At 44.2% G+C, this 20,032-nt stretch carries 14 protein-coding genes and 1 pseudogene; 13 read left to right on the top strand and 2 right to left on the bottom strand.

All coding sequences use genetic code 11. The annotated features are described in order from the left end of the window. Nucleotides 1–100 precede the first annotated feature (100 nt). From MgSA37_RS19845 to rodA, 6 genes and pseudogenes are all read left to right on the top strand, one after another. Nucleotides 101–1,122 (top strand): annotated as a pseudogene (locus tag MgSA37_RS19845) (rod shape-determining protein). 94 nt (nt 1,123–1,216) lie between these two features. Then, nucleotides 1,217–1,594 (top strand): four helix bundle protein, encoded by a 378-nt coding sequence (locus MgSA37_RS19840; RefSeq protein WP_096354384.1) that lies wholly within the window; start codon nt 1,217–1,219, stop codon nt 1,592–1,594. A 63-nt stretch (nt 1,595–1,657) separates the two neighbouring features. Further along, nucleotides 1,658–2,491 carry a rod shape-determining protein MreC gene (gene mreC, locus MgSA37_RS19835; protein ID WP_096354383.1) on the top strand — a complete coding sequence of 278 codons (834 nt, stop codon included), beginning with the start codon at nt 1,658–1,660 and terminating at the stop codon, nt 2,489–2,491. Continuing rightward, entirely contained in the window at nt 2,484–3,002 is a 519-nt protein-coding gene (gene mreD / locus MgSA37_RS19830) for a rod shape-determining protein MreD (protein ID WP_096354381.1), read from the top strand. The genes mreC and mreD overlap by 8 nt, the downstream gene beginning before the upstream one ends. Beyond that, nucleotides 2,999–5,014, top strand: a complete 2,016-nt coding sequence (gene mrdA / locus MgSA37_RS19825) for a penicillin-binding protein 2 (protein ID WP_096354379.1) — start codon at nt 2,999–3,001, stop codon at nt 5,012–5,014. The genes mreD and mrdA overlap by 4 nt, the downstream gene beginning before the upstream one ends. After that, nucleotides 5,007–6,269 carry a rod shape-determining protein RodA gene (gene rodA, locus MgSA37_RS19820; RefSeq protein WP_096354378.1) on the top strand — a complete coding sequence of 421 codons (1,263 nt, stop codon included), beginning with the start codon at nt 5,007–5,009 and terminating at the stop codon, nt 6,267–6,269. The genes mrdA and rodA overlap by 8 nt, the downstream gene beginning before the upstream one ends. Before the next feature lie 76 nt (nt 6,270–6,345). Here rodA and MgSA37_RS19815 read toward each other — a convergent pair whose 3' ends face one another. Beyond that, on the bottom strand, nt 6,346–7,398 hold the full coding sequence (locus MgSA37_RS19815) for a hypothetical protein (RefSeq protein ID WP_096354376.1): 1,053 nt from the start codon (nt 7,396–7,398) through the stop codon (nt 6,346–6,348). Between the two features lie 151 nt (nt 7,399–7,549). Here MgSA37_RS19815 and MgSA37_RS19810 point away from each other — a divergent pair, with 151 nt between their 5' ends. From MgSA37_RS19810 to MgSA37_RS19800, 3 genes are all read left to right on the top strand, one after another. Then, nucleotides 7,550–8,131: a thymidine kinase gene (locus MgSA37_RS19810; protein ID WP_096354374.1), complete on the top strand. Its 582-nt coding sequence runs from the start codon at nt 7,550–7,552 to the stop codon at nt 8,129–8,131. A gap of 198 nt (nt 8,132–8,329) precedes the next feature. After that, nucleotides 8,330–10,246 carry an alpha-amylase family glycosyl hydrolase gene (locus MgSA37_RS19805; RefSeq protein ID WP_096354373.1) on the top strand — a complete coding sequence of 639 codons (1,917 nt, stop codon included), beginning with the start codon at nt 8,330–8,332 and terminating at the stop codon, nt 10,244–10,246. Nucleotides 10,247–10,476: 230 nt separating this feature from the next. Beyond that, a complete protein-coding gene (locus tag MgSA37_RS19800; RefSeq protein WP_096354371.1) occupies nt 10,477–12,888 on the top strand; it encodes a glycoside hydrolase family 127 protein in 2,412 nt (803 codons plus the stop codon). A 499-nt stretch (nt 12,889–13,387) separates the two neighbouring features. On the opposite strand, the gene MgSA37_RS19795 is transcribed toward MgSA37_RS19800, so the two are convergent. Beyond that, nucleotides 13,388–15,148 carry a DUF885 family protein gene (locus tag MgSA37_RS19795; protein WP_232010691.1) on the bottom strand — a complete coding sequence of 587 codons (1,761 nt, stop codon included), beginning with the start codon at nt 15,146–15,148 and terminating at the stop codon, nt 13,388–13,390. A 219-nt stretch (nt 15,149–15,367) separates the two neighbouring features. On the opposite strand from MgSA37_RS19795, the gene MgSA37_RS19790 reads away from it, so the two are divergent. From MgSA37_RS19790 to MgSA37_RS19775, 4 genes are all read left to right on the top strand, one after another. Then, the gene (locus MgSA37_RS19790) at nt 15,368–15,745 is read left to right on the top strand and encodes a chorismate mutase (RefSeq protein ID WP_096354368.1); all 378 of its coding nucleotides are present in this window, start codon (nt 15,368–15,370) and stop codon (nt 15,743–15,745) included. A 129-nt stretch (nt 15,746–15,874) separates the two neighbouring features. Beyond that, nucleotides 15,875–17,407 carry a right-handed parallel beta-helix repeat-containing protein gene (locus tag MgSA37_RS19785; RefSeq protein WP_096354366.1) on the top strand — a complete coding sequence of 511 codons (1,533 nt, stop codon included), beginning with the start codon at nt 15,875–15,877 and terminating at the stop codon, nt 17,405–17,407. Nucleotides 17,408–17,494: 87 nt separating this feature from the next. Beyond that, a complete protein-coding gene (locus MgSA37_RS19780) occupies nt 17,495–18,925 on the top strand; it encodes an arabinose isomerase (protein WP_096354364.1) in 1,431 nt (476 codons plus the stop codon). Between the two features lie 144 nt (nt 18,926–19,069). Further along, nucleotides 19,070–20,005: a Nif3-like dinuclear metal center hexameric protein gene (locus MgSA37_RS19775; protein WP_096354362.1), complete on the top strand. Its 936-nt coding sequence runs from the start codon at nt 19,070–19,072 to the stop codon at nt 20,003–20,005. Nucleotides 20,006–20,032 lie beyond the last annotated feature (27 nt).

Raw genomic sequence — 20,032 nt, 5'->3', positions numbered from 1 at the left:
AGGAAATGGAAATAAATATCACGTTGCATCAACTAATGCAAATCATTCGTGAAAATTAGCTTACATTCGTGAAATTCGTGTCATAATAAATTTAAACCAAATGGGTCTATTTAATTTTTTACACAAGAAATCGCGATTGATTTAGGTACCGCAAATACCCTCATAATACATAATGACAAAGTAGTTGTTGATGAACCTTCGATAGTAGCGTTCGACAGAACAACCAATAAAGTAATTGCCATTGGCAGGCAAGCCATGCAGATGGAAGGCAAAACGCACGATAATATCCGTACGGTTCGCCCCCTGAAAGATGGTGTGATCGCTGACTTTAACGCAGCAGAGCACATGATCCGCGGGATGATCAAAATGATCAACCAGGGCAAAGGATGGTTTTTCCCTTCTTTACGTATGGTGATCTGCATCCCATCAGGTATTACCGAAGTGGAAAAACGCGCCGTGCGCGACTCGGCCGAAATTGCCGGCGCTAAAGAGGTTTACCTGATCCATGAGCCAATGGCAGCTGCCGTAGGTATCGGTATTGACGTTGAAGAGCCAATGGGCAACATGATCATTGATATTGGTGGTGGTACAACAGAGATTGCGGTAATAGCCCTTTCGGGTATTGTTTGCGACCAGTCCATCCGCGTAGCAGGTGATAATTTCGACTCAGACATTGTACAATATATCCGCCGCCAGCATAATATTATGATCGGCGACCGTACTGCCGAAAAAGTTAAAATTGAAGTTGGTGCCGCATTACCAGAATTGGCTGATCCGCCGGCCGACTTTGCTGTGCAGGGCCGCGACCTGATGACAGGCGTACCGAAACAGATCATGCTTTCTTATTCTGAGATCGCACATTGTTTGGACAAATCTATCTCAAAAATTGAGGAAGCGATATTAAAAGCACTTGAAATTACCCCGCCCGAATTATCGGCGGATATATATCAAACCGGGATCTACTTAACCGGTGGTGGCGCACTGTTGCGCGGCCTCGACAAACGTATAGCCGCGAAAACCAAACTGCCGGTTCACGTGGCCGAAGATCCGCTGCGTGCCGTAGTACGCGGTACCGGAACAGCGCTTAAAAACATCGGTAATTTTAAATTTTTAATGCAATAGGGATTAGAGACCAGAGATTAGTTAATTAGAGATTAGTTCTTTAATGCTGTTTAAAGTTGATTTCGATATTCAACTTATTTTTTGAATTTTAGATATGAGTTCTTTTGAAGATTTGGAAGTTTGGAAGAAGGCGAGAATTTTACGAAATAAGATAACAGAATTGGTGAAGTCATTCCCCGCTGAGGAGAAATATAGGTTGAGTGATCAAATCATTCGATCCTCCCGTTCAATAGGAAATAACATAGCTGAAGGACATGGGCGATTTCATTACGCCGACGCGGCGAAATTCCTGCTAAATGCACGCGGCTCAGCAGCAGAGACAATAGATCATCTTTATATTGCTATGGATAATAACATAATTGAAGTAAAAGTATTTAATTCTTTTAAAGAAGATTGTGAGGAGTGTATGAAAATGATAAACGGATATATCAACTTTTTAAGAAAACAGGCAGATCATAAACCTAATCTCTAATCCCTAATTAATACGTTTGATTTTTAACTAATCTCTAATTAACTAATCAACTAATCTCTAACCATGCGTAACCTCTGGATATTTATCAGTAAGTACAACGCATTTTTTTTGTTCCTCATTTTCGAGGTCACCTCCCTTGTTATCTACGTAAAAAACAATTCCTTTCAGCGGGCAGAATTTATTAACTCAGCAAACAAAGTTACCGGGGGGCTCTATGCCAGGGCCGATGAGTTTTACAGCTATCTTTCCCTGAAAGAAGTTAATGACAGCCTTGCACGTGAAAATGCTCATTTGCGTAACACCCTGAAGTCTTCGTTTTATGCCGACACCGTTACAAAGCATAAGGTTACCGATACGGTTTATAAACAACAATATGATTACATCGTAGCCAGGGTGATCAATAATTCAGTTAACCACAACAATAATTACCTTACCATTAACAAGGGCAGCAAGCAAGGCATCGCAAAAGGAATGGGGGTTATCTGTAACAAAGGAATTGTTGGGAAGGTAGTATTTGTATCTGACCATTTTTCTCTTGTTCAATCGTTATTGCACAAGGATTCGCAGTTTAGCGCCATGCTGGCCGATAACAAAGAAATAGGCCATGTAGAGTGGAGTGATGATATGGACCCGCATAAAGGTATCCTTAAGGACGTATCAAACAATGCCCGGCCCAGGGTAGGAGAATGGGTGGTAACTTCGGGCTATTCACTTTTTCCGGAAGGCGTGCCCATTGGTAAAATAAGCAGCCTTCGTACAAAAGGCGGGGGGTATTCATTAAATATGGAAATAACCCTTTCAGTTGATTTCAGTAAACTGGAGTACGTTAATGTAGTGGATAATAAGTTTTCAAAAGAACAGGAAGCCCTGGAGGCCCGGCAAAAAAAGGATGAGTAAAAGCATTTTTATTAACCTGTTAAGGTTTTTTGTTTTAGTTTTTATACAGGTTTTTCTATTGAAAAACATGACCCTGTATAATTTATCTACGCCGTTCCTTTATATTTTGTTTATCCTGCTGCTGCCGTTTGAAATACCCAATGTGCTTTTATTTGTATTGGCGTTTATTACCGGGCTCACCATCGATGCTTTTTATGATACGCCCGGTCTGCACGCATCAGCATGTGTGATACTTGCTTTAGTGCGTATCTTTTTTATCAGCGTTACCGTTCAGAAGGATGGTTTTGACAACGAACCGGAACCAACACTCAGCAATAAGGGCCTCAGGTGGTTTTCTACGTATGTTATAACGTTAACCCTGGTTCACCATTTTTTCCTGTTTCTTATCGAATCATTTAGCATTTCCGGATTGCCATATATTATAGGCCGCTTTTTACTCAGTTCGCTATTTACCGTATTTTTGATTTTAATTACAGGTTTAATATTTTTCAGAAAGAAAGAGCGGAAATGAATAGTTTTTTTGAGCGGAGGTATGTAATTACCGGGATTTTTTTAACCATCATTATCATCCTTTTAGCCAGGCTATTTTATATACAGGTTATCGACCCCCGTTATGCTATTTACGCGAGTAATAACGTTCGCAGGGAGATCATCCATAACCCGGCCCGCGGCCCGATTTTAGACCGAAACGGAAAAATTCTTGTTCAAAATGTCCCTTTTTACGATATTATGGTGAGCCCTAAACAGGTTAAACCATTTGACACAACAGAGTTTTGCAGATTATTGGGAATTAGCCGCCAGGAGTTTGACAAGCAATGGCAAAAGGCAATGAAATACTCGCCTACTTTATCCTCACCGTTCGAAAAGCAAATTTCGGTAACCACGTATGCGTCTTTGCAGGAGCGGCTATCAGAATTCCCTGGCTTTTATTCAACCCCACGTTATTTGCGCACTTATCCCGATTCAGTTGCCGCGCAGTTTTTAGGTTATATCGGCGAGGCACAGGACCGGGATATCAAACGCTCTGGAGGCTACTACCATGCCGGCGACTATATCGGGATCACCGGCGTTGAAAAATCGTACGAAACAGTTTTGAGAGGGCAGCGGGGTGTTGAAAACCTGATGGTCGATTCGCGCGGTAAACCAAAGGGGCGTTATGCAAACGGTATGTTTGATACCGCAGCGGTAGCCGGTCAGCGTTTAACTTCATCATTGGATATTGACATCCAAAAATTAGGCGAAAAATTGATGAAAAATAAGTTGGGTAGTATAGTGGCTATTGAACCCTCTACGGGTGAAATACTCTGCTATGTAAGCAGCCCAACGTATGATCCTAACCTGATGGTTGGCCGCGAACGCGGCAACAATGCAGCCAGAATTTATAAAGATCCGTTTGATCCGTTTTTCATCAGGCCCATCCAGGCGAAATATCCTCCGGGGTCGTCCTTTAAGCCACTGAGCGCACTGATTGCTTTACAGGAGGGTATTATTGATCCGGGTACCACCTATTATTGCCCTGGATATTACAAGGCGGGTAACAGGAAAATTCCTTGTAACAACGGTGAGGCGCACGGCCTGGTGAATTTAAGCAGTGCAGTTGCGCTTTCATGCAACGGCTATTTTTCAATGGTTTTCCAAAAGATCATGGACAGGAACGGGGCGAAGAAAACAGACGCTACATTTGCTAACTGGCGCAATAACGTTGGTAAATTTGGCTTAGGATCGAAACTTGGTTTGGATATGCCAGGTGAAAGCAGAGGTAATATCCCCACGCCACTACATTACGATAATGTTTACAAAAAAGGTGGATGGCGCTCCAGTACCATTATTTCCCTTGCCATTGGCCAGGGGGAGCTATTGGCAACACCCTTGCAACTGGCAAACCTTGAATGTACCATAGCAAACGAAGGCTATTATTATAAACCGCATTTGATTAAAGCGATAGGCGAACAAAATGTCATAAAAAAGGAATATACAGTTAGAAATTATGTTGGGATAGATTCGCAATATTTTCAACCGGTTATCAATGGAATGCAGGCGGTAGTTGACAAAGGAACAGCCATCAAGTCGAAAATACCAGGTATTGTTATGTGTGGTAAAACCGGAACGGCGCAAAATCCGCATGGCGAGTCACATTCTGTATTTGTTGCTTTCGCCCCGCGCGATCATCCTAAAATAGCCATCGCCGTAGTGGTAGAAAACTCGGGCGAAGGTGCGCATTGGGCCGCGCCGATTGCAAGTTTTATTGTCGAAAAATATTTAAAGGGAAGCATTAGCCAGCGGGAGTCAGGCATAACCGTAGATTATTATGCGAATGCTACCCGTTTACCTGATTCTGCCACCTACCTGCACAGCAATTCCTTTAACAGAAGAAAAGCGTTAAAAGCCGATAGCATTAAAAAAAGAATGCAGGACTCCGTAAGCAGGAAGCTTAAAGGAGCTAAAAGCGCGGCTGCAAAAAATAAAAAAGATTCTTTAACCCGGTTTTTGGCTGCACAACCTATACGTAAAGAAAATGAATAACCAGCGCAGTTTCTTTTTTAATGTGGATTGGGTAACGGTATTTATTTACCTGGCCCTTTGTACTATCGGTTGGTTTAATATTCATTCCGCTGTTTTTGATGAGCGGCACCCAGGTATATTGGACTTTAAAACCGATTACAGTAAACAATTATTATACATTCTTATTTCCCTTGTCATTGGTATTGTTATCCTGTTGCTCGAAAGCAGGTTTATAACAGCCCTTGCCCCGGCTTTTTATGGCATAACGCTTTTGTTGCTATTGCTGGTACTGGTAGTAGGGCGCAGCGTTGGCGGCAATGCTGCCTGGATATCATTAGGCGGCGGCTTTAAACTGCAGCCATCCGAGTTTGCAAAGTTTACCACGTGCCTGTTACTTGCCAGGTACTTAAGTGCAACTAATGTAAGGATAACTGAGTGGCGCTCATTTTTAACCGCAGGCGCTATTATAGGCGTACCTATGCTTCTTATCCTGATGCAGCCGGATATGGGCTCAACGCTTGTTTTTTATTCGTTGATCTTTGTTTTGTATCGCGAGGGGCTTTCGCCATATTTCCTGGTTATCAGCGCACTGTTTATTATTCTTTTTCTTACCTCAATATTATATACCCCTATATATGTTGTTGCTGTAATTTCGTTAGTGGCGCTGCTGATTATTGCTTTATTCCGCAAAAACAGGCGGCTTGTTGTTGCTATGATTACGGGTCTGGCTATTTGCATAGCCTTTGTATTTTCCGTTAAATTTATCTACAATCACGTTTTGCAGCCCCATCAAAAGGTTCGTATTGATATTGTATTGGGCATTAAAAGCGATCCGAGGGGGCAAGGTTATAATGTAAACCAATCAAAAATTGCTATTGGTTCAGGTAAGTTTTGGGGGAAAGGATATTTACATGGCACACAAACCAAATACTCATTTGTACCTGCCCAAAGTACTGATTTTATTTTCTGTACGGTAGGCGAGGAGTGGGGCTTTGCAGGCTCGGTGGTGGTTTTGGGTCTGTATTTATTTTTAGTATTGAGGATTATTTTCTTAGCGGAAAGACAGCGATCGCCGTTTTCAAGAATTTATGGATATGGCGTGGCGTCGATCATCTTTTTTCACGTTATCATTAACATCGCCACAACGATAGGGCTCGCCCCGGTTATCGGTATACCTTTGCCGATGATCAGCTATGGCGGTTCTTCCCTGCTGAATTTCACCATGCTTATTTTTGTGCTGGTAAAGCTTGATTCAAACCGGATGGGGATTGTTTAGGTTGAACAGTAAGTGGCGAGTAGTGAATTGTGAGTAGTTGATTTTCCGCTTACCACTCACAATTCACCACTCACAACTAAGCGTACCGTCTCTTCAGCAACGCATAAAACTTCTCTGTTGTCGCCGGCTTACTTTCCCAGTTGTTTTTGGTAACATAATTGGTTTTTAAAAACCTGGCGGCTTCTTCAAACGTGTTAAAGCGGTTAAGTATTTCTATGGCTTCGCTGTAAGCCAGGTTATAACCGTTAAACAGGTCTTTAACGTACAGCAGTTTATCATTGAGGGTAATGGCCAGTTTAATATCACTTATTGGTTTAATAGTAAGCTGTTCAGTGTGTGCTATACCTTTGTCATTTACCTGCGACGACATTTTTTGATTAATGGTCAAAACTTCATCTTCAGCGGCCTGGCTATCCTTAACCGTTTCCGGTTTGCTTTCCGACGGTTTTTTGTTGATAATTTCGGTGACCGCTTCTTCTTCAGCTGTCTCTGCTGTAAGCGGTGATATTAATCTCGTTTTTTTAGTTTCCCTTACCGGCTCGCGTTCTGTTTCCAGCTTTTCATCCTCATCCCGGTCCATTGATTCGTCCAGGATCAGTTCATGCCTTATGGTTGCAGGCTCTTCTCTTATAAATGAATAAGTATCTGCCGGTGCCGCGGATGAAAGGTCGATCTCCGGAGCCTCATATTTTTCAGGTTGTTTGCTAACCGTGGTTTCTGATTCCGCGGTTTTAGCCGGTTCCTTTTTCAGCTTTTCGGTCACTTTTTCCTGGGGTACATCTTTGGGCTCATCTCCCTTTAAAGCCTCTTTCCCGTTTTTCTCTTCTTCCTTATCCAAACCGTGTTTCATTTGCTGAACCACGGGCTCAAAGTATTTTTGCTCGTAGGCGATCTCTGCCTTTTCAGGTTTCTCAGGCTTCTCCGGTTTTTCAACGGTACGTTTGGGTTTGTTTTGCAAGTTAAGTTTGCACAATACCTCAATGTGGTCCGTCAGGAAATGTGCGTTCGCAACAAAAAGTTCAAGTTCCAGGTCGTTCAAATCATCGGGTACCGTTCTCAGGTATTCGTATTGATCACTAAGCTCCTGTATAATTCCACCAATCTTTTTAAATACTTCCTTTTGCTTCATGCCTCAATGTTAGAAAAATGCTATCCAAAAATAAGATTAAATTCTGATATTTGTCGATACAGATTAGAGTCCGGAGATTGGTGATTGGTTTAAAATGACTGGTAAATAGGTGAAATCACATCCAAATCGGTGAAATCACAACATAAAATAAATGGTTTTCAACGAAGATGTTTTTAAGCGGAAGAGTGAGCTTGGCGGGAGTATTGAAGTGGTGTGCGGTTCCATGTTCTCAGGCAAAACTGAAGAACTCATCAGGCGTTTGAACCGCGCCCGGATTGCCAGGCTCAAGGTGGAAATATTTAGTCCCAAGGCCGACACCCGTTACCTTGAGAATGCACTGGTGTCCCATGATGCTAATTCTATCCCCTCAACGCCGGTCGAAAACGCTTCCTCTATTTTGCTCCTTGCCAGCGACGTGAATGTTGTAGGTATTGATGAGGCGCAGTTTTTTGATGCAGAATTACCCGACGTTTGCAACGTTTTAGCCAATAAAGGGGTGCGGGTTATTGTAGCGGGCCTTGATATGGATTTTAAAGGCCAGCCCTTTGGACCTATGCCGCAAATTATGGCCATGGCCGATTCGGTAAGCAAACTACAGGCAGTTTGTGTACGATGCGGCAACCCGGCCATGTACTCCTACAGGCTGGTTCCGGACGACACCCGGATCCTGTTGGGCGAAAAAGAAAGCTATGAGCCCCGGTGCAGGATCTGCTATCTTAATTCTGCTTCCTGAGCCGCCAAAAGCGGGCTCTTTTATAATTCTTTTTGATACCTCATTATTAATCTAAAGATAATTCTCTACTTTTATACGTTGAAATTGTAGCGGTCCTTTTTGAGGCCGATTATTACCGGCTGATTTTTATTTTATGTCCTCTATACATAAAATACATAAATTCAGTTTAAGCTAAGAAACCAATTATAAATAAAAGATATGAACATCAGGAATTTGTACTTATTACTCATCGGTATATTATTGATCAGTATTACCTCTTGCAAAAAAACTCCTTCTAACAATAATACCGGGAACGTTACCGGAACTCAAGGGGTCGACCCACCGGCAAACGCTAAAGATGGCGTAACCTTTATTAATTCAGGCAAATCGGTTATTTTTAACTTGTATGCACCCAAGAAAACCAGCGTAGGGGTTATTGGCGAATTTAATAGCTGGCAGCCAACAGCAATGAAAAATTCAGTTGATGGTACCCGTTGGTGGGTTCAGATAGATAACCTCGACCCAACCAAAGAATATGCCTACCAGTACCTGATCGATGGCAATTTAAAAGTGGCAGATCCTTACACTGAAAAAGTTCTTGATCCCAATAACGACCAATACGTAAATACACCGTCACATACGGTATATCCCAACTTAAAAGCATACCCGGCAGGGGCAAGCGGCATAGTAAGCACTTTTTGGGCCAACCAACCTGTTTACACCTGGCTAAACACCACCTTTAAACGCCCTGATCCTAAAAACCTGGTGATTTACGAAGCATTGGTGCGCGATTTTGTTGCCACCCATGATTATAAAACCATAAAGGACACCCTCAACTATATTGCAAATTTAGGTGTAAATGCGCTTGAACTGATGCCAGTGAGCGAGTTTGAAGGGAATGATTCGTGGGGATATAACCCGAACTTTTACTTTGCCCCCGATAAATATTATGGTACAAAAAATGATTTAAAGGCATTGATCGATGCCTGTCATGCAAAAGGTATCGCGGTGATCCAGGATATTGTTTTAAATCATTCGTTTGGGTCCTCCCCAATGGTTCAAATGTATTGGAATGGTTCGGCACCAACAGCTGATAACCCATGGTACAATACTGTAGCCACTCACCCGTATAATGTTGGTTTCCAGTTTAACCACGAAAGTGTGGCAACCAAATATTTTGTAAAAAATGTTTTAAAATGGTGGATGCAGGAGTATCATATTGATGGTTTCAGGTTTGACCTTGCCAAGGGATTTACCCAATTCAACTCTGGTAGCGATGTTGGCCTTTGGGGCCAGTATGATGCCAGCAGGGTGGCTATATGGAAAGATTATAACAGCTATATGATGTCGATCGATCCCAAATTTTATGTCATCCTTGAAGATTTTGCCAGCAACCAGGAAGAAAATGAACTGGCGAATGTAGGGATGATGACCTGGGGCAACATGAGCACTAACGGCGAGCAGGCGTTAATGAGTTATAACGATAGCGGTGGCTCATGGGATTTGACAGGATTGTTTTACAATGCTTATAGTTTCACCAACCCATATGCATTGGTATCCTATTTTGAAAGCCACGACGAAGAACGGCTGCAATTTAAAAATGGCGCCTATGGTAATGTTAATGGATCTTACAGTATAAAAGACCTGGCAACCGGCCTTAAACGGGATGAAATGGGCGCCGTGTTTATGTTCTCGTCACCCGGCCCCAAAATGCTTTGGCAGTTTGGCGAGCGCGGGTACGATGTGAGCATTAACGATGCAGGCACCGGCGGCCGTTTGGGTGATAAACCACCTCACTGGGAGTATATGGCCGATCCAAACCGCCATCATTTATACCAGGTTTATTCGCGGATGATCAGGATGAAAACAAAGAACCCGGTATTTACAACCACTACGTTCACTTATAATTTGGCTGGCTCTGTTAAGTTTATCCAGTTGTTAGATCCAACCAATAATGTTGAGGTAGTGGGCAATTTTGATGTGGTAGCTGAGCCCGTTGCACTAAGCTTTCCTTCCACTGGTACCTGGTACGATAACTTTTCGGGTACGTCCATCAATGTTACGTCATTACCTTATAATATGACACTGGCCCCGGGCGAATATCATGTTTACAGTAACACGCCATTAACCTATTAATACAGTATTTTAACCAAATTGATAGCCTGTACCACTCACCAGTGGTATAGGCTTTTTTGTAAATATTTAATAATAAGTATTTTATGTACCTGTTTTTTTAGTCGGCGCCATCGGTTCGAAAAAAATAGCATTTTCCTCTCAATGCAATAATTCCAATCATACTATTGTTTATTTATCTTAGCTACCCACCAGGAAGATCAGGTTTTTGATAGTCTATAGAGGAAGATTGTATGATGATGAGTAATATTTCATTCAGGATTATTTGCGGGGCAGTATTTTCGCTCGCTTTATTTGACGGTGGTCTTTATGCCCAGCAAAAAGATTACCCTATACAGCCTGTGCCCTTTACGCAGGTGCATGTGAACGACAGTTTTTGGGAGCCAAAGATGGAAGTGAACGCCAACATCACTATCCCTTATGTGCTGGCGCAATGCAAGGCCAATGGCAGGGTGGATAACTTTTTACGTGCTGCGAAATTGCTCAGCGGTGATCAGCTGAGCGAATTCCCTTTTGATGATACCGATATTTATAAAGTGATTGAAGGTGCGTCCTATGCCATGGAGGTGAAGAGTAACCCTAAACTTGATAAATATATTGACACCCTTATCACTATCATCGGCGCTGCCCAGGAAAAAGATGGTTACCTGTACACCTTCCGCACGGTAAACGCTGAAAAACCGCACGAATGGATCGGCAAACAACGCTGGGAAAATGAAGAGATCCTGAGTCATGAATTGTATGATGCCGGGCACCTTTACGAAGCCGCAGTTGCCCATTACCAGGCTACCGGTAAAAAAACATTACTGAATATCGCACTGAAAAATGCCGACCTGCTGGTACGCACCTTCGGTTATGGCAAAGAAGAAAAATACCCCGGCCACCAGATCGTGGAGATAGGGCTGGTAAAATTATACCGGGTTACCGGCAATAAACAATACCTGGACCTTGCTAAATTCTTCCTTGACGTTCGCGGGCCTAAAGGTGATGCCTATAACCAGGCGGATAAAAGAGTAGTCGACCAGCACGATGCCGAAGGGCACGCCGTTCGTGCCGCTTACATGTACACCGGTATGGCCGATGTGGCTGCCTTAACCGGGAACCAGCAATACCTGCATGCCATTGATGATATCTGGAATGATGTGGTTGGCAAAAAATTGTACATCACCGGGGGTATTGGCGCCACCGGCAACGGCGAGGCTTTTGGCGATGCTTATGATCTGCCCAATATGTCGGCTTATGCCGAAACCTGCGCTGCCATTGCCAACGTGTACTGGAATAGCCGTATGTTTTTACTGCACGGCGACTCAAAATATGTGGATGTATTGGAGCGCACGCTTTATAATGGTTTGTTATCCGGGGTATCCTTAACCGGCAACCGGTTCTTTTATCCAAACCCCCTGGCATCCGTGGGGCAGCACCAGCGCAGCGCCTGGTTTAGCTGTGCCTGCTGTATCTCCAACATGACGCGCTTTTTGCCTTCGGTGCCGGGCTATGTTTATGCGCATGATAAAAACGACCTGTATGTGAACCTGTTTATGAGTAACAGCAGCGATATTTTGCTTGATGCCGGTAAGATCAACATCATCCAAGCCACCAATTACCCATGGAACGGTAAGGTAGATTTAACAGTAAACCCCGAAAAAGGCACCAGTTTCACCCTGCGGGTTCGGATTCCCGGCTGGGCCATAGCCAAACCGGTACCGGGCGATCTGTACACTTTTGTCGATACCAAACCCGAACCGGTTACCATCAGCATCAACGGTAAAAAGGTAGCCTATCAAACCGAAAAAGGCTACGCCGTATTAAACCGCACCTGGAAAAAAGGTGATAAAGTAACCATGGATTTACCTATGGAAACGCAAAAAGTAATTGCCAACCAACAGGTAAAAGCCGACCGCGACCGTTTTGTGTTTGAACGCGGCCCCATTGTATATTGCCTTGAAGGCCCCGATAACCGCGACAGTACCGTGCAAAACATTACCGTTGATAAAATGGCGGTGAGCAACGCTTTGTACAGGCCAAACCTGCTGAATGGGGTAGAAGTGATCACCGCCAAGGGGATGGGCAGCAAGCGCCGCATAAATTCTGATGCGCTTTTAGAAACCAATCAGGATGTTACCGCCATCCCGTATTATGCCTGGGCAAACCGCGGATCGGGTGAGATGACGGTATGGATCCCTTATGAAGCATCGGCATCCATGCCAAAACCTGCGCCAACTATTGCCAGTACCAGCAAGGTATCAGGCTCGGTAAGCAGTAAACGGATGCTGAAGGCCCTTAACGACCAATATGATCCCGAAAACTCCAACGACCATAACATGCCCTACCTGCACTGGTGGCCAAAACATGATACTACCGAATTTGTGCAATATGATTTTGATACCCAGCACACCGTATCGCAATCAAAAGTTTATTGGTACGATGATGGTCCCTGGGGCGGCTGTCGCATCCCGGTATCCTACAAAGTTTATTACAAAAAAGATGGCAATTGGGTACCTGTAAAAAACACCACCCCCTACGATATCGCCAAAGACAAATACAATATCCTTGAGTTTGAGCCTGTACAAACCACAGCCTTAAAGCTCGAGTTGCAGTTACCGGCAGATAACTCCGCAGGGATCCATGAGTGGGCGGTGAAGTGATAATACTCCCCAACCCGCTCATTGCGAGGAACGAAGCAATCTCTGCAACAGACAGTCAACGAACGAAATGTATAAATGAATGGCGTGCAGCTGACAGGTAAACCAGAGATACTCGTCAGTTGATTAGCGTGTGCAGAGATTGCTTCGTTCCTCGCAACGACGTGGTGGTGATGCCCTATCAATGTATCACCGTACGGCCCATACAAACGATACAACGATACAGCACGATACAGCAATTCATCAATAAAATAAAATAAGAATGTCATGCTGAACTTGTTTCAGCACCCCACGGATAGGTAGCCCACAGATAGGTAGCCCTCCAATGCCCGCTATGTATGTTGGTGCACCTGTCAACGGCCTGTATTGTGAGATCCCGATATACATCGGGATGACAGGGGAGTGCGGAATTTGTATCACTACTGTATCACTGTAACGTTTGTATGGATCGTACAACGATACAGCACACCAAAACGCATACCTGATCTCTAATCTCTAATCTCTATCGCCCAAAATCATAAAACCGCCATTTGGTAACAAAATCGCGTTCCAGTTTTTGGTTGGTGAGGGTGGCGCGAACCATTTCAATAGGCATGGTATTTTCTTTGATAATGGCATCGTGAAATTGTTTATAGGTCATTTTGCCGCTGTCAACCAGTTCGTGTTTAAGGGCCATCAGTTGCAGGCCGCCGGTAAGGTAGGCCACCTGGTAAAGCGGACCGTAGTCGCCTTTAAACGACCGGCGTACTTCGCCCTCGGCATTAGCACGTTCGTGGCCCACACGGTCGACGAGGAAGTCGATACACTGCTGCGGTGTCCAGTTGCCCAGGTGATAGTTCAGGCTGAATATAATGCGTGCGCAGCGGTGCATGCGCCAAAACAGCATGCCTATGCGTTGCTCGGGCGTTTGGGCAAAGCCTTGCTGGTAAAGCAGCAGCTCCCAGTACAGGCTCCATCCCTCAATCCAAAACGGGGTATAAAAAGCCTGCCGGTACGATTTATAGCGGCTGTTCATAAAATACTGCAGGTTATGCCCCGGCAAAAGCTCGTGCTGTACGGTGCCGCGTGAAAAGTAGGGGTTGTTGCCCCGCATGCTCATCAGCTTATCCTCCTCGTTCATTGTATTGGTGGGGTAGCTGATCATAATTTGAGAGCCGCCTAAAAAGAAGGGGTTCACCAGTTGTGCCTCCGGTGTCAGCATAGTCATACCCCAGGTTTCTTCGGCAAGGGGCGGTATGGTAATCAGGTCGCGTTCTTTAATAAAGCTTAAGGCATCATTATACAATTTCAGGATCTCTTCGGGCTGTTTACCTGCCGGCACGTAGCTGTTTTTTACTTTCTCCAGCGCCTTGTGCCAGTCGTTGCCAAAGCCCATTTCGTTGGATGCTTTCAGCATTTCGGCATCGCAATAAGCAAACTCTTTGTTAGCCAGTTTAATCAGCTCTTCCGGCGTATAGGGGATCATTTCGGCCTGCAGTTCCCTGATCAGCTCATCGCGGCCAACGGGTACGCCTTTAATCCCGCTGCTGTCGGGCTTTTGGGTAGTATTGATCTTGCCTCTGCTGTAGATGAGCGCAGCATAAACATTTAGGGCCGAATCGAGGTTTTTATACGGTTTTGGCGCCCACCAGGTAAAGTTAGGGTCGTAACCAATATAAAAATCGTAAAAGCTTTTCAAACGACTGCGCAGGCCAAGCACGGCGGCTTTCCCCTTACGTGCCAGCGGCATATCGATGGACGAAACCGATGCAAACAAAGCTTTCGAAGTGTTTACAGCCTTCAAGATATTGTTCAGTTGCAGGGCAACGCCCTGCCCGTCGAGCGAGATGCCACGGCGGCGTTTCTTTTCCAGCTGGTAAATATCGTCGGCAAAGGGGATATAGGCAGTTATTTGGTTGTATTCGGTTTCGTCTTTCTTTAGTGAGCCAAGGTCGTACACAATTTCTTTCTTCAGCAGGGTATAATCTACCTTGCCATAAATGCTCATGCTGTCAAAATCCAGTTGCTTTAGTTTTTCAAGATAACCGTTACCGATCTCTATCAGTCGTTTACGCTCATCGGGCGAGGTTTGTACTGATTGATCCTCGTAGCCGTCAATCTTTGTATAGGGCGAATAAAAATCCCTGATGGCATTTACATCCTGCCCGTATTGAATCACCAGGCCCGAAGTTTCGCTGCTTTGTTCGTACATGGCGGCGGTACCGGCTGTGGTTTGGGCTAATGTTTGATTTGATTTTAATATCAGATATATTAAAGTTACCAATACTAATGTTAAAGATTTTTGTAATTTTAATTGTACCATAGCTTTGCCGGAGTTAATGTTAATTATGTTGAAATATAAGACAAATTAAACAGGGATAAAAATAGGGGATAGGCAAGCCATTTTTAACGGTAAATTAACAGGTTATGGCAAATTTTTAACCGGATGCATCGCCCGGAAAGATTTAATCCCCTAAATTTATGGCCATAAACAACCATTGATATGAAAAACAAGCTTTTTAAAGCCGTTATTTTGGCAATAGGGATCTGCATATTAAGCATTGGCGCCGCACACGCCCAAACCAGCCCCGTAAATACCCAACAGGACCTGGATGCCAGTCGCCATAAAATTGATTCGCTGGATAACCAGCTGATGAAAGTTTTAGGCGAAAGGGAAAGGATTGTTAAAGAGATCGGCATTTACAAAGCAAAAAACCATATCCCGCCATTGCAGGCCGCCCGGTTTAAACAGGTGCTTGATAAGGGCATAGCAGCGGGCAGCAAAGAAGGTTTATCAAGTGAATTTATTACCGAACTATTAAATGCTATCCATAAAGAAAGTTTGAGGATAGAAGGGGATAGTACGTCGACGGACCATTGAGCACCATAAATACATTTATAATTTTTGGTGCGGAGACGTAATATTTTGTGTCTTTTTATTTTTGATGTGTATGGGTTTTTATAATCGATATATATTCACCATAATTACGGTATTATAAACCAATTGTAAATGATTCTTAAAAAATACCTGTTGGGCAGTTTTGCTGCTTTATGTGCTATTTTTTTTATAGGGGCGAAGACTGTCGCGCAGCATAAAAAAGCTGATTATACAAAATATTATGTAAGTAACTCGGGCAATGATAATAACCCCGGTACCATAGATGCCCCATTTCAAACCATCCAAAAAATTAACAGCCTTAACTTAAAGCCGCATAGTATTGTTTACTTTAAAGCAGGCGAAACATTCAAAGGTAAGTTGATTATCCGTATGGATCAGGCAGAAGCCAGAGACCAATGGATTGCCTTTTCTTCATACGGTGATGGTAAGGCAACCCTGAATGCCGATAGCGGTCGGGCGATTAGTATTTACAAATCGGCTAACGTGGTGGTCAGGAATTTGAAACTCACAGGATTGGGTCGGAAGACAGGTAACCGTGAAAACGGATTGGCTATTATTAATAGTGAAAATATAAAGGTTGATAACATGGATATCAGCGGCTTTCAAAAATCAGGGCTGCTTATTGATTCATCTTCATCGGTTTATTGTGATGGCGTTTTTGTGCGCGACAACGGTTCGGCCGGCATTACGGTTGAAGGGCGCAACAGCAAAAAAGATTCGAGGAATATAAAGATCTTTGATTGCCGTGCCGAAAATAACCCCGGCGACCCGACAAAACTCGATAATCACAGCGGTAACGGCATTGTGGTTGGCCATTGCACCAAAGTAACTATTGAAGCCTGTACGGCCACAAACAACGGCTGGGACATGCCCCGTATTGGCAACGGCCCGGTGGGCATTTGGTGTTATGAAGCGGACAGTGTAACCATCCGGCATTGCCTATCCTATAATAACAAAACATCCAAAGGCGGCGCCGACGGCGGCGGATTTGATTTTGACGGCGGCACTACCAATTCCATCATCGAAAATTGCTTCAGTTATGGCAACCAGGGCAGCGGCTTTTGTATTTTTCAATACTGGGGCGCATCACCCTGGCACGACAACATCATCCGGAATAACGTCAGTGAAAATGATGGTACGGTTTCTGATTCGCAGGCAGGGCTGTACATCTGGAACAGTTCCGACGACCCCAAACAGTTTTACAACTGCAAGGTTTACGGCAATATTGTTTACAATACAAAAGTGGCCGCGATCAGTTTTTCAGATAAAAGCGAAAATGGCGGCTTTGATTTTTACCACAACGTATTTGTCGGGAAAGATTCATTGATCAAAGGCCGCGATATTTTGGGTAAATGTAAATTCGAAGGCAACGATTGGTGGAGTTTAAAAAGCGGTTTTAATGCCTGGGGTATAAAAAGCTTTAAAGCCTGGACTATTAAATATCATCAGGAACGAAAGAATGAAAACCTGATAGGTTGGAATATCAATCCGGATTTTATTAATCCCGATTTAAGGGCGTTTAAAGAGATTGGAAAGTTAAACTCCTTTAGAGGTTATCTATTCTCAAAAAAATCCACTTTAAAAAAACATTTTGGAGGGAATTTGCAACCGGCCGATTTTTTGGCCCGGGCTAACCTTTGGTAGGCGACCAGGCATGTGCCAACGAAATCAGGGTTGAAAAATATATGTCGCAGGTTTCTGCATATATTTATGGTTAAATAATTTAGGATAATGGAAATACCTGTGTTGAAAGTCGGTCTTTTTGGTATTGGCCTTGATATTTACTGGGAACAATTTGCGGGATTGGAAGACCGCCTTAGGGGTTATATCGGCCAGGTAGCCGCCGGGATCGAAAGATCGGGCGCTGCCGTTATCAACCTGGGTTTAATTGATACGGTAGATAAAGCGTACCAGGCCGGCAGTTTGTTCAGGCGGGAAGAGGTGGACCTGGTATTTTTATACGTAACTACCTATGCCTTATCGTCCACCGTGCTCCCGGTAATAAAAAAGGCGAAAGTGCCGGTGATTGTTTTAAACCTGGCGCCCGAAGCCGCTATTGACTATGCAACTTTTAATAAACTGGACGATCGTACCAAAATGACCGGTGAGTGGCTGGCCTATTGCTCGGCATGCCCGGTTCCGGAGATCGCCAATGTGTTCAGGCGCGCCAATATCCCATTTCACCAGGTTACGGGCGTGCTGCATAACGACCCGGCAGTGTGGCAGGAAATTGATGATTGGATAGCCGCCGCAAAAGTTGCGCACGTGATGAGTTATAACCGGCTGGGGCTGATGGGTAATTATTATAACGGCATGCTGGATATTTATGCAAACCTAACGCTTCAATCCATCGTGTTTGGCGGCCATATGGAAATTATCGAAGTGGATGAACTTTCAGCCCTTCGCCTTAAAGTTTCGGAGGATGAAGTACAGGGAAAACTGGAAGAATTCTCCGAAAGTTTTGAGATACTGCCGGAATGTTCAATTGATGAACTGAAACGTGCCGCGAGAACTTCGGTTGCCCTGGATAAAATAGTAAAAAAATACAGCCTCGGGTCGATCGCCTATTATCACAAAGGGGCGGGTAACCCGCTTAATGCGGATACGATGAGTTCGGTAATATTGGGTTGTTCCCTGCTCACCTCAAACAGTGTTCCGGTCGCAGGGGAATATGAAATAAAAAATGCCCAGGCGATGAAGATCATGGATAGTTTTGGTGCCGGAGGCTCATTTACGGAATACTACGCCATGGATTTTACGGACGATGTAGTGCTGATGGGACACGATGGCCCATGCCACCCTGCAATTGCCGAAGGCAGGATAAAGGTAAAACCATTACAGGTGTACCATGGTAAAGTTGGCAGCGGCTTATCGGTCGAAATGTCTGTTAAACATGGCCCGGTGACCTTGTTATCTGTTGTGGAAACAGGTGATGGAAAGGTATTTTTACTTGTTGCGGAAGCGGAATCCGTTGCGGGACCTATACTCGGGATCGGGAATACCAATAGCCGTTACAGGTTCCCCATCGGCGCAAAGAATTTTGTTGAACAGTGGAACGCACACGGACCGGCGCATCACTGTGCCATTGGGGTAGGGCATATCGCATCAAAAATTACTAAATTGGGTCAATTGCTCGGCATAGCAACTATTCGGGTATGCTGATAATAAGCCTGTAAAGGCAGATGCTATTGATAGGCGTTGTGGCGTTTATTTTTTAGAAATATAAAAGACGCTTGTAATGCACGAATGTAAATTGCTTAACTTTAAATATTTTCCTTTTAAATAAAGAACTAAAACTGACCAACAATGGAACCAGGACCAGACCAAACCGGGATTTTAGCCGGCTATACCCGCAGAAAATTCATCTATAATGTTTCAACCGCAGTTGGGGCCGGTATAGTATTGTCTTCGCCGCTAATGAGCCTGGCTGCGGAGCCGGTAAAGAAGGAGGAAACCTACACGGTAAAACAGATCATGGACCTGTTTATAAAAGATGTGCCCGGCGGCGCGATGGCCGAAACCGTGGATACGCTAAAGTCTGGCAGCGCTGATACCAAAGTAACCGGCATTGTGACCACCATGTTTGCCACCATCGCCGTTATCCGTAACGCGATTGACCTGGGCGCGAATTTTATCATCGCCCATGAGCCTACGTTTTATAACCATGAGGATAAGACAGACTGGCTGCAGGACGATAATGTTTATCGCTATAAGGCCAATCTTTTAAAAGAACATAACATAGCCGTATGGCGAAACCATGACTATATTCACCGGCTGGTGCCCGATGGCGTTACCATGGGTGTGCTTGATCAATTGGGATGGCAACAATATGCCGATAAAGATTTACCAAATCTGGTTAACGTGCCTTCCGGGCCGTTAAAGGACCTGATCCGTCATACAAAAGCTAAGCTAAATATTGAAAAAGTAAGATACATTGGCGACCCTTTGCAGAAATGCCGCCGGGTGCTGCTGTACCCCGGGGCAGCTGGCCGTGTAACTCATATTGAAGGGATAGAGAAATATAAACCTGATGTTTTGATGGTGGGCGAATTGTCTGAATGGGAAACAGCCGAGTATGTACGCGATGCCCTGGCGAAAGGTGACAACATAGCATTAGTTGTTTTGGGACATATTGCGAGTGAAGAGCCAGGTTCGGAGTATATGCTTAATTGGCTTAAAAAGAACGTTCCGGGCGTTAAGGCAACACATGTACCCAGCGGGCATTCACTTACTTATATGTAGCGCAAAATAATTTAATTTACAAGCTAA

Source organism: Mucilaginibacter gotjawali, assembly GCF_002355435.1.
In the GTDB taxonomy this organism is placed as follows: domain Bacteria; phylum Bacteroidota; class Bacteroidia; order Sphingobacteriales; family Sphingobacteriaceae; genus Mucilaginibacter; species Mucilaginibacter gotjawali.
This window is presented reverse-complemented; position numbering and strand designations above follow the sequence as displayed.